Here is a 14,561-nt window from a genome sequence, read left to right as displayed (position 1 = left end):
TTTGGTCTCTCCGCCTCGGATTTGCGTCCCTACATCGCAGGAGGAGTGGGGGGGGGGGGGGGGGGCGCCCCCCCCCCCCCCCCCCCCCGCCATCGGTTCCTGCCCGACCGGGTTTGGCTGTCCGGTGACGACGAGGCCCTGACGCTCTGCGAGCGTGGGCGTGAGCCCGAGCGGTGGTTCGCCGCTGCTTACGGGGACGTGCCTGTGGTGACGCAGGTCAACGACGGGGAGGAGCCGTCCGATCCGGCTGACGCCTGGCCGGCCTCCTCCGCCTCCGCGCCCTCGATCGTCTTCCGGATGCTCGAACTCCTGGACCTCGCACCGGGGATGCGTGTGCTGGAGATCGGTGCGGGCACCGGGTACAACGCCGCGCTCCTCTCGCACCGGCTGGGCGATGCCAATGTGACCACGGTCGAGATCGATCCCGCCGTGGCCGAACTCGCCCGGTCCGGCCTCAAGGCCAACGGCTACTCCCCCACCCTCGTCTGCGGGGACGGAAGCCTCGGCTGGGCCGCCCGGGCGCCGTACGACCGGGTGGTGGCCACCTGTGCGGTCCAGCGTGTTCCGTACGCCTGGGTCGAGCAGACGCGGCCGAGCGGCGTCATCCTCACCCCCTGGTCCGACGACTGGAGCCGCTGCGGGCTGCTGCGCCTCACCGTCGGCGAGGACGGGACGGCCTCCGGCCGCTTCTCGGCCGACAGCGCCTTCATGCTCATGCGGACGCAGCGGCGGGATCTGCGGCTGTTCCGGGACGTGGTCATGGACGACCACGTCCCGGTCGAATCCACCACCGCCCTCGACCCCTGGGCCGTCGCGGACTCCCCGGTCGAGACTCAGTTCGCCCTGGGCCTGCGCCTCGGCGACCTCTGGTACGCCTGGCACCACGAGCCCGACGTCGAGGGCGTGGAGACCCGGCTCTGGGTGGCCACCGCCGACGGCGGCTCCTGGGCGGCCGTCGACTGGGACGGCACCCGCGGCGCCGAGCGCTACACCGTGTGGCAGCACGGCCCCCGCCGCGTCTGGGAGGAGGTGGAGGCCGCGCACCGGTGGTGGCTGGACAGCGGCCGCCCCGGGCCGGAGCGGTTCGGGCTGACCGTCACCGCCGACGGCCAGTGGGCGTGGCTGGACGAGCCGGGTGCCGGATTCGCCGCTCGGCCCGCTCTCCAGGAGACTGAACAGCGTGACTGATGTGCGAGAGATCCTGGACTACCAGACCTTCGGCCGGGCCGTGCGCGAGCTGGCGCAGACGATCGCCGACGACGGGTTCGAGCCCGACCTCGTCCTGAGCATCGCCCGGGGTGGCGTGTTCGTGGCGGGTGGGCTGGCGTATGCGCTGGACTGCAAGAACATCCACCTGGTGAACGTGGAGTTCTACACCGGCGTGGGCACCACCCTCGACATGCCCGTGATGCTGGCGCCCGTCCCCGCCGCGATCGACTTCACGGACAAGAAGGTGCTGATCGCCGACGACGTGGCCGACACCGGCAAGACCTTGAAGCTGGTGCACGACTTCTGCCTCGACCACGTCGCCGAGGTCCGCTCCGCCGTGATCTACGAGAAGTCGCACTCCCTGGTGAAGTGCGAGTACGTGTGGAAGCGGACCGACGACTGGATCGAGTTCCCGTGGTCGGCGCAGGACCCGGTGGTCAAGCGCCCCGGCCAGGTGCTCGACGCCTGATCCGCCGGCCTCCCGGACGGCGCGGCCTCAGTGGGTCGCGCCCTCCGGGACGCGGAGGTCCACCGCACGGGTGGCGGCCGCGGTGAGCAGGGCGCGCAGGGCGTGAGCGGTGAGGTCGGCCGGCAGGGCGGGCGCGGAGCCGTCGAGGACCTGTTCGGGCAGGGCCGGGATGTGGACGAACCCGCCCCGGGCGGTGGGTTGTTCGGTGGCGAGCGTGTGCATCAGGGCGTAGAAGACGTGGTTGCAAACGAAGGTCCCCGCGGTGTGGGAGAGGGACGCGGGCACGCCCGCCGCCCGGACGGCGGCCACGCAGGCCTTGACCGGCAGGGTGGCGAAGTAGGCCGCCGGGCCGCCGGGGACGACGGGCCGGTCGACCGGTTGCCGCCCCGCGTTGTCGGGGATGCGGGCGTCGTCGACGTTGACGGCGACCCGCTCGACGGTGACGTCCGGTCGGCCGGCCGCCTGGCCGAGGCAGACGACCAGGTCCGGGGAGCACTCCGCGATCGCTGCGCGCAGCTCCTCGGCCGCCCGGCCGAAGACGCAGCTCAGCCGGGTGGCGGTGACCAGGAGCCCCTCGGGCGGGTCGTCGGCGACGAGACGGGCGACCTCCCAGGACGGGTTGACGTCGGCGCCGTCGAACGGTTCAAAACCGGTGAGCAGGACCCTGGTCATGGGACGGCCTCTCTGGAAGCGGGGCGGGCGGGGCGGGTCAGAACGCGAAGAGCGACATGATGGCGATGTTGCAGACCAACAGCGCCCCGGCGGTGGGCAGTTGGGCCTTGATCGGCCCGTACTGGTCCTTGAGTTCGAGCAGTGCCGCCGGGACGAGGTTGAAGTTGGCCGCCATCGGGGTGACGAGCGTGCCGCAGAAGCCGGCCAGCATGCCGACGGCCAGGACGACCCCCGGACTGCCGTGCAGTTGGGTCACCAGGACCGGCCAGCCGATCGCGGCCGTCATCACCGGGAAGGCGGCGAAGGCGTTGCCCATGATGATCGTGAACAGGGCCATGCCCAGGCAGTAGACCGCCACCGCCGCGTACTTGCTGCCGTCCGGGAGGAAGTGGGTGGTGATCCTGCCCACCTGGGCACCGACGCCGGCACCCTGGAAGATCGAGCCCAGGACGGCGAGGAGTTGGGGCAGCAGCAGGGCCCAGCCCATGGCCTCCAGCAGCCCGCGGCCCGAGCGCAGGGCGACGGCGGGGTTGCGTTCGCGGGTGAGCAGCAGGGCGAGGCCCAGGGCGACGAGCGAGGCGATGCCGAGCCCGAGGAGCGTCTCGCTGCCGGTCTGCAGCAGCACCCCGCCGCCCAGGTGCACGCCCTTGAGGAGTGTGCCGCAGGCCAGCGCGACCAGCGGGAGCGCCAGCGCCGGGATGAACAGCCGGTTGCCCAGGCGCGCGGCGGAGGCGGCCCGCCGCTCGGGGGCGGCGGCCGTGGGGGTGCCGCGGCCGGTGAAGCCGAAGCCGGCCAGGCAGATCATCGCCAGGACGGCGACGCCCAGCGGCGCGGCGGGGGCGGTCTTGTCGGCGACCCAGGAGCCGTAGACGAAGCTCGCGCCGAGCAGGCCCCAGAAGGCGGCGCTGCCGTACCGCCTGGGGTTGCCTCGGTCCGCGGCCATCTGCGCGGCCATCGCGAGGAAGACGGCTCCGACCAGCCAGTACAGCCACTCGACCTTGATCACTTGGTGCTCTCCTCGGTGCGATCGACGGCGGTAGCGGCGGTGGCCGCAGCGGTGGCCGTGGTGGTGGCGGGCGCGGCGGACAGGTCCCGGGCGAGGGTGCGGTCCAGCCGCAGCAGACGGGCGCCGTGGACGAGGAGGGCGCACACCGCGGTGGGGACGGCCCACACCGCGAGCTGCACCGGCTCCAGGGCGGTGTGGTAGGTCGCGTTGACGAACCCCGTGATCAGGAGGATCGAGCCGACGGCGAGGAAGCAGTCCTCGCCGAAGAACAGGCCGACGTTGTCCGCACTGGCGGCGAAGGAGCGCAGGCGTTCGCGGGCCTTGTCGGTCAGGCTGCCGTGGCGGCGCTCGGCGGCGGCCTCGGCCATCGGCGCGACCATCGGGCGCACCGCCTGGGCCGGTCCGCCGAGACTGGTGAGGCCGAAGGCGGCGGTGAGCTGGCGGACCACCAGGTAGACCGCGAGGACGCGCCCGGCGCTGGCCTTGGCGAGCTTGTTCATCAGGGTGCGGGCCTGCTCCTGGAGGCCGTGGCGCTCCAGCAGGCCGATCACCGGCAGGGTGATCGCGAAGAGGGTCACCGAGCGGCTGGAGGCGAAGCCGGTGCCGAAGGCCTCCAGGACCTTCAACGGGCTCATCCCGCCCAGCAGTCCGGTGAGGATGCCGGCGGCGCCGACGACGAGGAGCGGATTCCGCCGGGTGGCGAACCCGGCCACCACGACGAGAATGCCGACAAGAACGATCATGTTCCTGACCGCCTTTCAGAGGACCTCCGCCGTACGGGTGGCCGCCTGGGCGCCCCGGGGCGGAGGCGGTCGCGGTTGGGTGGACCGCGACCGTTCGGGGGTTGCCGAGAGGCTAGGGGATTGTGGAACAATCCGACAAGAGTTCAGGAGGTGGAACGTGACCGGAGTTTTCGACGCGCTCGCGGCCGACCGGGGTCGCATCGAACGCGCCAGCGCCGCCCAACGCGTGGCCGATCTGCTGCGCGAGCACATCACCGAGGGCCGGCTCTCCCCGGGCACCCGGCTCTCCGAGGAAGCGCTCGGCGAGGCGCTCACCGTCTCGCGCAACACGCTCCGCGAGGCGTTCCGACTGCTGGCCGACCAGCGGCTGGTCGTGCACGAGCTCAACCGCGGCGTGTTCGTCCGCGTCCTCGAACCGGCCGACGTCGCCGACATCTACACCCTGCGCCTCGCACTGGAGACGGCCGGGGTACGGGCCCTGCGCAGCGCGACGCCCGAACGCCTGGCCGCGGTGCGGACCGCGCTGGCCCGCGCGGAGGCCGCCGAGGCGTTCGGCGACTGGGTCACCGTCGGCACCGCCGACCTGCACTTCCACCAGGCCATCGCGGGGCTCGCCGGCAGCCGGCGGATCGACGAGTGCATGGCCCGCCTGATGGCCGAGCTGCGCCTGGCCTTCGCCGCCGTCCCGTCGGCCAGTGGGCTGCACGAGCCGTTCCTGCGCCGCAACCAGACGCTCGCCGGACTGCTGGAGTCGGGCGAGATCGACGACGCCGAGGTGGAACTGACCAGGTACCTGGACGACGCGCGCGCGGTGATCGTCCGCGCGATGACGGACGGCGCGGCGTGACACCGCCCGAAGGCAGCGTGACACCGCCCGGAGGCACCGAAGGCATCGAAGGCGCCCCCACGACGGTCGTCGACCTCAACGCCGACCTCGGCGAGGGCTTCGGCCGCTGGACGCTCACCGACGACGACGCCCTGCTGTCCGTGGTCACCAGCGCCAACGTCGCCTGCGGCTTCCACGCCGGGGACCCGAGCACCATGCAACGGGTGTGCGAGCTGGCCGCGGCCCGGGGCGTACGGATCGGCGCACAGGTCTCCTACCGGGACCTCGCCGGGTTCGGCCGCCGGGCAATGGACGTCCCGCCCGACGAACTGGCCCACGAAGTCGCTTACCAGATCGGGGCGTTGCAGGTGTTCGCCCGGGCGGCCGGAGCGGACGTGGCGTACGTCAAACCGCACGGCGCGCTGTACAACCGGACGGTGCACGACGAGGAGCAGGCGGAGGCGGTGGTCCGGGGCATCCGCCTCGCCGGGCCGGCGTCGGCACTGCCGGTCCTCGGGCTGCCCGGTTCACGGCTGCACGAGGCGGCCGGGCGGGCCGGACTGCCGGCGATCGCCGAGGCCTTCGCCGACCGCGCCTACACCCCGCAGGGCACCCTCGTACCGCGCCGCGAACCCGACGCCGTCCTCCACGATCCCGACGCGGTCGTCGCCCGCTCGGTCGCCATCGCCCGGGACGGCGAGGTCACCGCCCGCACCGGCGAGCGGATCCGGCTGCGGGCCCGCTCGCTGTGCGTGCACGGCGACACCCCGGGGGCCGCCGAGCTGGCCCAGCGGGTGCGGACCGCGCTGTGGCGGGCCGGGGTCCGCGTCGAGGCGTTCGCACGCGTCCCGGGCGGGGCGGGGAGAGGTACGGGATGAACCTGCGAGTCCTGCGGGTCGGCCCGGACGCGCTGCTGGTCGAACTCGCCGGGGCCGACGAGACGATCGCCTTCCACGCCGAACTCCAGCGCCGCCGTGCGGCCTCCGGGTTCCCGTCCGTCACGGAGGTCGTGCCGGCCGAGCGCACCGTCCTGCTCGACGGCGTGGCCGATCCGGACGCCCTGGCCGCCGAACTGCCCGGCTGGCGCGTCCCGCCGCTGCGGACGAGCGACGACGGGACGGTGACCGTCCCGGTGCGCTACGACGGCGCCGACGTGGCGGAGGTCGCCGCGCTGTGGGGCGTCACCGAGCGGGAGGTCGCGCGGATCCACTCCGCGACCGAGTTCCGGGTCGCGTTCAGCGGCTTCTCCCCCGGCTTCGGCTACCTGACCGGCCTGCCCGAGCGGTACCGGGTGCCGCGGCGGGCCGCGCCGCGGCCCGCCGTCCCGCCCGGGGCGATCGCCCTCGCCGGCCGCTACACCGGCGCCTACCCGCGCTCCTCCCCCGGCGGCTGGCAGCTGATCGGGCACACCGACGCCGTGCTGTGGGACCCCTCCCGCGAACCCGCCGCCCTGCTCAGCCCGGGTACCCGGGTCCGCTTCGTGATCGAGGAAGCATGAGCGGGGAAGCACGAGCGGGGAAGCATGAGCAGGGAAGATGATCGAGGAAGATGAGCGAGGTCGGCGAGGAGAGCGAGGAAGCATGAGCGTCACCGTCACCCGCTCCGGCCTGCTGACGACCGTCCAGGACCTGGGCCGCCCCGGGCACGCGCACCTGGGCGTGCCGCGGTCCGGCGCGCTGGACCAGCCCGCCCACCGGCTGGCCAACCGGCTGGTCGGCAACCCCTCGACGGCGGCCACGCTGGAGACCACCCTGCTCGGCTGCGCGCTGCGCGTGGACCGCGCGGTGACGGTCGCCGTGACCGGAGCGCCGTGCGCCGTACGGGTCGACGGGCGGCCCGCCGCCTGGGGCGCCCCGGTGCGGCTGCCCGCCGGGGCGACGCTGGACGTGGGCCCGGCGACGCGGGGCGTGCGCAGCTACCTGGCCTTCGCGGGCGGGGTCGCCGCCGACCCGGTCCTCGGCAGCCGCTCGACCGATCTGCTGTCGGGGCTGGGCCCCGCTCCGCTGGCCCCGGGGGACGTGCTGCCGCTCGGTGAGCCGGCCGGCCCGGCCGCCGCGGTGGACCTGGTGCCGACGCCGGCACCACCCGATCCGCTGCTCCTGCCACTGCTGTTCGGCCCGCGCGACGACTGGTTCACCGCCGGCTCCCACACCGCCCTGACCGCATCCGACTACCGCGTCTCCCCGACCAGCAACCGGATCGGCCTGCGCCTGGACGGCCCGCCCCTGGAGCGCGCCCGCGACGGTGAACTCCCCAGCGAGGGCATGGTCCTGGGCTCCGTCCAGGTCCCGCCGGACGGCCGACCGGTGGTCTTCCTGGCGGACCACCCCACCACCGGCGGCTACCCCGTCATCGGCGTCGTCCCCGCCGCCGCGCTGGCCGCCGCCGCCCAGGCCGCCCCGGGCACCCCGGTCCGCCTCACCCCGGCGCGACGCAGGGGCTGACCGCCCGAAACCCGGCCACGGACCAGCCACGGACCAGCCACGGACCAGGCCTACTTCCGGCCGGTGCGGCGGTGGGCGAGCCTGGTCTCCGCCTTGAGCAGGAGCGGCATCAGGCCGTAGACGACGACGGGGACGACGAAGGCGGTCATGACCAGCGTGCGCAGCGGCACGGGGAGGCTGCCGAGGTGGGGGCCGAGGAGGAGGAAGGCGGTGGTGATGGTCGGGTAGACGGCGAGCCAGGTGAGCAGGGCGCGGCGGTGGACCGAGGGGGCCGCGGCAGCGGCGCGGGCGGGGGCTGCTGGGGTGATGGTGTCGGTGGTCATGGCGCGGGTCCTCCCCTTGGTGAGCGGGCGGAGACCTCATCTCCAACCCTTCGGTTGGAGTTTGGCACGCGCGGACGCCGATGTCCAACCATTGGGTTGGAAATTTGGGATACTCTTGGGCCATGGCCTGGGACACCGCACGCACGCAGCAACTCCTCCTCGACGCCGCGGTCGAGGAGTTCGCCGAGTTCGGCCCGGACGGAGCCCGGATCGCCCGGGTGGCGACCCGGGCCGGGGTGAACAAGGAGCGGATCTACCAGTACTTCGGCAACAAGGAGCAGCTCTTCTCCGCCGTGCTGACGTCCGAGCTCGGCAAGCTGGCGGAGGCGGTGCCGCTCGCCCCGGTGGGCGGGCTGGACCTCGGCGACTACGCCGGGCGGGTCTTCGACTACCACTCGGCCAACCCGCACTTCTCCCGGCTGCTGGCCTGGGAGGGTCTGCAACGCGGTTCGGACGCCGAGGAGTTGGCGGCCGGACCGGAGCGCACCGCGCACTACGGGGAGAAGGTCGCCGCCGTCGCCGCCGCGCAGCGCAGCGGCGGGGTGGCCGGGGAGGTGGATCCGGCGCGGCTGATGTTCGCGGTGATCGGCCTGGTGAACGCGTGGTTCACATTGCCGCAGATGGTCCGCTTGCTGCTCGCCGATACGGCGGACCCGGCAACGGACCGGGCCGCCCTGGTCACCCTGGTCCGCCGGCTGACGGCACCCTCGGGAGGCTGACCGGTCCGCCCGCTGACGGCGCCCGCCGAGGACCGAGCGCCCCTCCCGGTCAGCCCCGGCGCACCGCCTGGGCGGCCTGGCGGGCGCGCCGGACGGTGCGGTGGAGGCGCTGGACGGCGATGAAGCGGTTCATCGCATCGGCCTGGGTGAGGCGGTACTTGAGCCGCAGCTGGCCGTTGAGGTCGGCGATCCGCTCCGGGCCGATGGCGTTCAGGAGCCGGCCGACGTGCCGCTGGTAGACCTCCCAGTAGTTGCGGTCGCCGTCCGGGATGGACCAGAAGAACATCGGGATCTCCTCGACCAGGCAGTTCCGGTCGTAGGCGCGCAGGTACTGCTCCGCGAAGAGGGCCTCGGGTCGGGCGAGCAGCCACTCCCGGACGAGTTCCATCGAGCGGACCCGGTCGATCAGGCCGCGCGGGTCGGTCTTCTTCTGGGTGATGGAGAGGTTGCCGTCCTCGCGGACCCGCCAGTGGTAGATCGGCTCGGAGAGCACGTCGACCCGTTCGGCGAGGAAGTGGTGGGGGACGCTGACCGGGGCGTCCTCGTACAGGATGCCCTCGGGGTAGCGGATGCCCGCGGTGTCGAAGAAGCTGCGCCGGTAGACCTTGTTCCAGGCGGTGCGGTCGGTGACCAGGGCGGGCAGTTCGCTGACGTGGGTGCGCAGCCGGGTCTCGCGGAAGGGGCGGCGGTGGGCGTGCGAGGGGGTGAGGCCGGTGGTGCGCAGGCGCATCGCGTTGCCGGTGGCGAAGTCGGAGCCGGTCTGGTCGAGCGTGCTGATCATCAGCTGGTAGGCGTGCGGCGGCAGGGTGTCGTCACTGTCGACGAAGGTCAGGTACTGGGTGCCGGGGGCCAGGTGGCGCCAGCCGGTGTTGCGGGCGGCGCCGAGGCCCTTGTTCTCCTGCTGGACGAGTCGGAAGCGCCGGTCGCGGGCGACGTACTCCTTGGCGATCACCGGGCCGTCGTCGGTCGAGCCGTCGTCGACCAGCACGCACTCGAAGTCCGCGAAGGTCTGGGCCGCGATCGAGTCCAGGCACTCCGCGAGGTAGCGCTCGACGTTGTAGATCGGGACGACGACGGACAGACGAGGGGCCATCGGGCGGCCTTTCGCTCGGGAGCGGACGGGCCGGTCGGCCGGTCGGCCGCCGACCGCCGGTGACCGGCGGTAACCCGAGCGTAGCGACCGCGCGCCGTTCACGGGCGAACAACGGGTGGCGGCGAGTCTTCGGTTCGGTGTGGCTGACGTGACGGAGATCAACGGCCGTGGCGGGAAACCACGGTGGGGACGCAGGGGGAAGGCCCCGGACCGCCCGACCGGTCCGGGGCCCTCCTGCTCGCTCGGTGCTCAGGCGCCCTTGACGGCGGCGAAGCGGGAGGAGACGTCCTGCCAGTTGACGACGTCCCACAGACGGGTGACGTAGTCCGGGCGGACGTTGCGGTACTGCAGGTAGTAGGCGTGCTCCCAGGCGTCGAAGGCCAGCAGCGGCGTGGTGTTCTGCCCGACGTTGCCGTGGTGGTCGTAGACCTGCTCGACGATCAGGCGTTGCCCGAGCGGCTCCCAGGACAGGATGCCCCAACCGGAGCCCTGGACACCGGTGGTGGCGGTTGAGAGCTGCTTCTTGAAGGCCTCGAAGCTGCCGAAGTGCTCGGTGATGGCGTCGGCCAGCTCGCCCTCGGGGCGGTCGCCGCCCTCCGGGGACAGGTTCTGCCAGAACAGCGAGTGCAGCACGTGGCCGGAGAGGTGGAAGGCGAAGGTCTTCTGCAGGCCGACCAGGCCGCCGAACTGCTCCTTGTCGCGCGCCTCGGCGAGCTGCTCCAGGGTGTCGTTCGCCCCCTTCACGTAGGCGGCGTGGTGCTTGGAGTGGTGCAGCTCCAGGATCTCGGCGGACATGGCCCGCTCGAGCGCGGAGTAGTCGTACGGCAGGTCGGGAAGCGAGTAGGTGCCCATCAGGACACGGCCCCTTTCGGCGGGTTGAGCGATGACGATCGTGCCGGGACAACACTATTGCGTATGGGTTGCAGGAACGAAGCATGGGCTCCTGCTTATTCCAGCGTTCACATCGGGCACAATGGTCACCTGCACGTGTAATGAGTGAAGAGGGTGAGTGACTGTGACAGGGGCGCCGGTGGTCGTACTGGGCATCGAGTCCTCCTGCGACGAGACCGGTGCCGGTCTGGTCCGGGACGGCGTGCTGCTCGGGCAGGCGGTGGCCTCCTCGATGGACGAGCACGCCCGCTACGGCGGGGTGGTGCCGGAGATCGCCGCCCGGGCGCACGTCCACGCGATGGCCCCGGTGGTGCAGGAGGCCCTGGACCGGGCCGGACTGACGCTGCGGGACGTCGGGGCCGTCGCCGTCACCACCGGCCCCGGCCTGTCCGGCGCCCTCCAGGTCGGGGTAGCCGCCGCCAAGGGGTACGCCTTCTCGCTCGGCGTCCCGCTGTACGGGGTGCACCACCTCGCCGGGCACGTCGCCGCCGCGACCCTGGACGGCGGGCCGCTGCCCGACCCGTGCATCGTGCTGATCGTCTCCGGCGGGCACACCTCGCTGCTGCTGGTCCGCGACCTCGCCCGGGGCCGGATCGTCCACCTCGGCGACACCCTGGACGACGCGGCCGGCGAGTGCTTCGACAAGGTCGCCCGGATCCTGGGCCTGCCCTACCCCGGCGGACCGGCCGTCGACCGCGCCGCGCGCGACGGGGACCCGGCGGCGGTCCGGCTGCCGCGACCGCTGACCGGGCCGCGGGACGACCCGTACGCCTTCTCCTTCTCCGGCCTCAAGACCGCCGCCGCCCGCTGGGTCGAGGCGCGGCGCACGGCCGACGAGGAGCCGCACGTCCCGGACGCGGCGGCGGCCCTCCAGGAGGCGATCGCGGACGTGCTCACCCGCAAGGCGGTCCGGGCCTGCACCAACCACGGGATCGACACCCTGGTGGTGGTCGGCGGGGTCGCCGCCAACTCGCGGGTGCGGGCGCTCGCCGAACAGCGGTGCGCCGCGGCCGGGATCGCCCTGCGGGTGCCGCCGCTGCGGCTGTGCACGGACAACGGCGCGATGGTCGCGGCCGTCGGCGACCTCCTCGTCCGGGCCGGGGTCGAGCCGGCTCCGGCGGACGTGTCGGTGGACCCGTCGGCGCCGTTGGAGTTCGCGGCGCTCACGCCCCGGGCGCGGTCGACAGTCTGACGAACCGTCAGGCCGCACCGGGCGGCGCGTCCGGCGGCATGTCCGGCGGCGCGTCGGATGGCACGGGAGGGCACGGTTCGGTCTCGTCGACCGGAAGCCCGGCTCCCAGGTCTTCCCTTTACCTGAATGAGTGTGCCATTTTACATGTCACACATCAGGCTCCGTCCGTGCGCCCCCAACCGCACGGCCCCCTCACGGTCCCGGAGGCCCCCACCCCATGCGTCCCTTCCGGATATCGAAGGCGAACGCGCGCAGACTGCCCGCGCTCGGCGTCGCCTTCCTCCTCGCCGCCGGCCTGTTCGCCCCGCAGGCGCACGCGGCCGACCGCGCTTCGACGCCAACCGCACCGGCCGCCAAGCCGGTTGCCCCGCCGGTCGCCGCACCCGTCGCACCCGTCGCACCCGGCGCCCCGCGCGCGATCCCGGTGCCGAAGTCGCCCGACACGCCCCAGGACCCCCGTCCGCTCGCCGCCGAGAGCCAAGGCAGGCCCACCGCCCCGACCGCGGCCGGTGCCGTCGGCACCGCCCGGACGGCACGGCAACTGACCGCCTGCGACACCGCGGCGTTCACCGGCAAGTCCGGCGCCGCGCTGGTCCAGCAGGTCAAGGCGGCCGGCCTCGACTGCGTCAACACGCTGTTCACCCTCACCGGCAACGATGCCAAGGGCGCCTTCGCCGAGGCCCAGATGGTGACCGTCGCCGACGCCCTGCGCGACACCGCCGCCGCCGGCTACCCGGGCGACAACTCCACCTCCGCCGGGCAGTTGGTGCTGTTCCTTCGCGCCGGCTACTACGTGCAGTGGTACCACCCCGACGCCGTCGGCTCGTACGGCGACGGCCTGCGGAGCTCGATCCGCGGCGCGCTGGACGCCTTCTTCGCCGCCCCGCACAGCAAGGACGTCACCGAGGCCAACGGCGCCACCCTGGCCGAGGCCATCACGCTGATCGACAGCGCCCGGGAGAACGCCCGCTACACCGGCGTGGTCAAGCGCCTGCTCGACGGTTACACCGGCGGGTGGAGCGGCTCGATGGCCGCCGCCGTCGGCAACACGGAGACCGTCATCGAACGCGGCTTCGAGCTCCCGGAGTTCACCGCCGCCCTCCAGGCCGACCCGTCCTTCGCCACCACCATGGCCTCCTTCGTCACCCGCAACAGCGCCCAGCTCACCGGCGCCGACCCGGTCACCCGGATCGGCATCCAGCTCGGCCACCTGGTCGCCGTCGACGCCCTCCGGGCGCAGGGCCGACCGATCGTCAAGGACCTGGTCAACCGCTACCCGCTGGTCGGCGCCACCGGCCCGCTCACCATGAACCTGCTCTGGTTCGCGGAGCAGAAGGACGCGGGCAACTGCTCCTACTACGGCACCTGCGAGGTGCCCGCGAAGCTCGTCCCGCTGGTGCTCAAGAGCGACAACACCTGCAACCCGAACCTGCGGATCCGCTCGCAGAGCATGACCGCCCGGCAGAACGCCGACACCTGCACCAGCCTGCTCGACCAGGACGCGTTCTTCCACCGGGTGGCCAAGGACAACGGCCCGGTCGCCGACGACCACAACACCGGCCTGGAGGTCGTCGTCTTCGACGACTACTACAACTACAGCCTCTACGCCTGGGAGATGTACCACATCGCCGTCGACAACGGCGGCATGTACGAGGAGGGCAGCCCGGCCACCCCCGGCAACCAGGCCCGCTTCATCGCCCACCAGGCCGACTGGCTGCGCCCGAGCTTCCAGATCTGGAACCTCAACCACGAGTACACCCACTACCTCGACGGCCGCTACGACATGTACGGCGACTTCGAGGCGGGCATGACCACCCCGACCGTCTGGTGGGTCGAGGGGCTGGCCGAGTACGTCTCGTACAGCTACCGGGGCGTCCACTACGACGACGCCGTCACCCAGGCCGGCAAGGGCAGCTACCCGCTGAGCACGCTGTTCGACACCACCTACGACAACGCCGACTCCACCCGGATCTACAACTGGGGCTACCTGGCGGTGCGTTACATGCTCCAGTCGCACCCGCAGGACGTCGACGCACTGCTCGCCAAGTACCGCGCCGGGGACTGGAACGGCGCCCGCACCCTGCTCAAGACCACCATCGGCACCCGCTACGACGCCGACTTCGCGAGCTGGCTCAAGGCCTGCGCCGCCGACAACTGCGGCAGCCTGCCCACCGGCCAGGCCCCGCTGTGCGCGGCCGCCGACACCCGGCAGTACGACAAGAACTGCCGCCGCGACGGCGTCGCCGCCACCACCGGCAACTACGCCTACAGCTTCCTCTACCTGCCGGCCGGGGTGAAGCAGCTGACCATCACCACCGCCGGCGGCACCGGCAACGCCGACCTGTACTACAACGGCCCGTCCTGGGCGACCACTTCGTCGTACCGGGCGAAGTCCACCGCCGCCGGGAACGGCGAGACCCTGACCATCGCCGACCCGCCGTCCGGCTGGGTGTACTTCAGCCTGTACGCCCAGCAGGGCTTCGGCGGCGTGACCGTCACCACCACGTACAACTGACCGGCCCCGCACGCACCGGAGGGTCCCGCGTCCGCGCGGGGCCCTCCGGTGCGTTCCGGAGCGAATGCCCCCACCGGAAAAGGTTATAACGATTCGACATTCGAATTGGCTGTCAATGCCTCGTACAAATCGAACTCCGGTTGTCGAAGGGGTGTCATGATCGCCGTCGTTCGGTTAAGGTCCTGAGTCAGTTGAAGCAGTTCGGCCGTCCGGACCGGAAAGCCGGACTTTCACCACCGGTGCGACCACACCTATTCGTCGCGCCCGTATTCCCGGAAGGGGACAGCCATGAAGATGATCAAGGCGATCGTGAAGAAGTTCAAGCGTGACGAGGACCTCGCCAACCACGCGTGGGTTCTGCACGTCATCTGATGCACCACGGCCGGTGGGGGGGGGGGGGGGGGGCCGGCCCCCCCCCCCCCCCCCTCCCTCTCTCTCCCCCCCGAGAGGGAGCCCCCT

15 protein-coding genes are annotated in these 14,561 nt (G+C 72.6%); 9 read left to right on the top strand and 6 right to left on the bottom strand.

From position 1 onward, the window contains the following. Positions 1–207 precede the first annotated feature (207 nt). Positions 208–1,188, top strand: a complete 981-nt coding sequence (locus ACZ4W5_RS36045) for a methyltransferase domain-containing protein (protein WP_465659343.1) — start codon at positions 208–210, stop codon at positions 1,186–1,188. After that, complete coding sequence (locus ACZ4W5_RS36040) at positions 1,181–1,678, top strand: phosphoribosyltransferase (protein ID WP_360238628.1); 498 nt, start codon at positions 1,181–1,183, stop codon at positions 1,676–1,678. The genes ACZ4W5_RS36045 and ACZ4W5_RS36040 overlap by 8 nt, the downstream gene beginning before the upstream one ends. Positions 1,679–1,705: 27 nt before the next feature. On the opposite strand, the gene pcp is transcribed toward ACZ4W5_RS36040, so the two are convergent. The 3 genes from pcp to ACZ4W5_RS36025 are packed head-to-tail and all read right to left on the bottom strand — an operon-like array spanning position 1,706 to position 4,099. After that, on the bottom strand, positions 1,706–2,350 hold the full coding sequence (pcp, locus tag ACZ4W5_RS36035; RefSeq protein ID WP_465659341.1) for a pyroglutamyl-peptidase I: 645 nt from the start codon (positions 2,348–2,350) through the stop codon (positions 1,706–1,708). Positions 2,351–2,387: 37 nt separating this feature from the next. Then, entirely contained in the window at positions 2,388–3,356 is a 969-nt protein-coding gene (locus ACZ4W5_RS36030; RefSeq protein ID WP_360238624.1) for a DUF979 domain-containing protein, read from the bottom strand. After that, complete coding sequence (locus ACZ4W5_RS36025; RefSeq protein ID WP_465659339.1) at positions 3,353–4,099, bottom strand: DUF969 domain-containing protein; 747 nt, start codon at positions 4,097–4,099, stop codon at positions 3,353–3,355. The genes ACZ4W5_RS36030 and ACZ4W5_RS36025 overlap by 4 nt, the downstream gene beginning before the upstream one ends. Positions 4,100–4,256: 157 nt before the next feature. Between ACZ4W5_RS36025 and ACZ4W5_RS36020 the strand changes: the two genes are divergently transcribed. From ACZ4W5_RS36020 to ACZ4W5_RS36005, 4 genes are all read left to right on the top strand, one after another. Further along, positions 4,257–4,946 (top strand): GntR family transcriptional regulator, encoded by a 690-nt coding sequence (locus tag ACZ4W5_RS36020; RefSeq protein WP_465659338.1) that lies wholly within the window; start codon positions 4,257–4,259, stop codon positions 4,944–4,946. Between the two features lie 17 nt (positions 4,947–4,963). Continuing rightward, positions 4,964–5,803, top strand: coding sequence for a LamB/YcsF family protein (locus ACZ4W5_RS36015; protein ID WP_465659336.1), 840 nt, complete (start codon positions 4,964–4,966; stop codon positions 5,801–5,803). After that, positions 5,800–6,423, top strand: a complete 624-nt coding sequence (locus tag ACZ4W5_RS36010) for a 5-oxoprolinase subunit B family protein (RefSeq protein WP_465659334.1) — start codon at positions 5,800–5,802, stop codon at positions 6,421–6,423. The genes ACZ4W5_RS36015 and ACZ4W5_RS36010 overlap by 4 nt, the downstream gene beginning before the upstream one ends. A gap of 82 nt (positions 6,424–6,505) precedes the next feature. Beyond that, on the top strand, positions 6,506–7,369 hold the full coding sequence (locus ACZ4W5_RS36005) for a 5-oxoprolinase subunit C family protein (protein WP_465659332.1): 864 nt from the start codon (positions 6,506–6,508) through the stop codon (positions 7,367–7,369). A gap of 50 nt (positions 7,370–7,419) precedes the next feature. On the opposite strand, the gene ACZ4W5_RS36000 is transcribed toward ACZ4W5_RS36005, so the two are convergent. After that, entirely contained in the window at positions 7,420–7,692 is a 273-nt protein-coding gene (locus ACZ4W5_RS36000) for a hypothetical protein (RefSeq protein WP_465659330.1), read from the bottom strand. A 122-nt stretch (positions 7,693–7,814) separates the two neighbouring features. Between ACZ4W5_RS36000 and ACZ4W5_RS35995 the strand changes: the two genes are divergently transcribed. Then, complete coding sequence (locus tag ACZ4W5_RS35995; protein ID WP_465659329.1) at positions 7,815–8,411, top strand: TetR/AcrR family transcriptional regulator; 597 nt, start codon at positions 7,815–7,817, stop codon at positions 8,409–8,411. Between the two features lie 49 nt (positions 8,412–8,460). On the opposite strand, the gene ACZ4W5_RS35990 is transcribed toward ACZ4W5_RS35995, so the two are convergent. Together ACZ4W5_RS35990 and ACZ4W5_RS35985 are read right to left on the bottom strand one after the other, a co-directional pair. Continuing rightward, the gene (locus ACZ4W5_RS35990) at positions 8,461–9,504 is read right to left on the bottom strand and encodes a glycosyltransferase family 2 protein (protein ID WP_465659327.1); all 1,044 of its coding nucleotides are present in this window, start codon (positions 9,502–9,504) and stop codon (positions 8,461–8,463) included. 249 nt (positions 9,505–9,753) lie between these two features. Beyond that, positions 9,754–10,356, bottom strand: coding sequence for a superoxide dismutase (locus ACZ4W5_RS35985; protein WP_360238606.1), 603 nt, complete (start codon positions 10,354–10,356; stop codon positions 9,754–9,756). Positions 10,357–10,513: 157 nt separating this feature from the next. On the opposite strand from ACZ4W5_RS35985, the gene tsaD reads away from it, so the two are divergent. Both tsaD and ACZ4W5_RS35975 read left to right on the top strand, forming a co-directional pair. Beyond that, positions 10,514–11,587 (top strand): tRNA (adenosine(37)-N6)-threonylcarbamoyltransferase complex transferase subunit TsaD, encoded by a 1,074-nt coding sequence (gene tsaD / locus ACZ4W5_RS35980; RefSeq protein WP_465659324.1) that lies wholly within the window; start codon positions 10,514–10,516, stop codon positions 11,585–11,587. A 217-nt stretch (positions 11,588–11,804) separates the two neighbouring features. Beyond that, positions 11,805–14,102: a M9 family metallopeptidase gene (locus ACZ4W5_RS35975; protein WP_465659322.1), complete on the top strand. Its 2,298-nt coding sequence runs from the start codon at positions 11,805–11,807 to the stop codon at positions 14,100–14,102. Positions 14,103–14,561: the final 459 nt, after the last annotated feature.

It is taken from the genome of Kitasatospora sp. NPDC029367 (assembly GCF_055569135.1).
This window is presented reverse-complemented; position numbering and strand designations above follow the sequence as displayed.

Bases quoted from the DNA above. Each gene is read 5' to 3' on its own strand.
- pcp (WP_465659341.1), bottom strand. From the start codon at position 2,350: ATGACCAGGGTCCTGCTCACCGGTTTTGAACCGTTCGACGGCGCCGAC.
- ACZ4W5_RS36010 (WP_465659334.1), top strand. From the start codon at position 5,800: ATGAACCTGCGAGTCCTGCGGGTCGGCCCGGACGCGCTGCTGGTCGAA.
- ACZ4W5_RS35975 (WP_465659322.1), top strand. From the start codon at position 11,805: ATGCGTCCCTTCCGGATATCGAAGGCGAACGCGCGCAGACTGCCCGCG.
- ACZ4W5_RS35990 (WP_465659327.1), bottom strand. From the start codon at position 9,504: ATGGCCCCTCGTCTGTCCGTCGTCGTCCCGATCTACAACGTCGAGCGC.
- ACZ4W5_RS36000 (WP_465659330.1), bottom strand. From the start codon at position 7,692: ATGACCACCGACACCATCACCCCAGCAGCCCCCGCCCGCGCCGCTGCC.
- ACZ4W5_RS36005 (WP_465659332.1), top strand. From the start codon at position 6,506: ATGAGCGTCACCGTCACCCGCTCCGGCCTGCTGACGACCGTCCAGGAC.
- ACZ4W5_RS35985 (WP_360238606.1), bottom strand. From the start codon at position 10,356: ATGGGCACCTACTCGCTTCCCGACCTGCCGTACGACTACTCCGCGCTC.
- ACZ4W5_RS36025 (WP_465659339.1), bottom strand. From the start codon at position 4,099: ATGATCGTTCTTGTCGGCATTCTCGTCGTGGTGGCCGGGTTCGCCACC.
- ACZ4W5_RS35995 (WP_465659329.1), top strand. From the start codon at position 7,815: ATGGCCTGGGACACCGCACGCACGCAGCAACTCCTCCTCGACGCCGCG.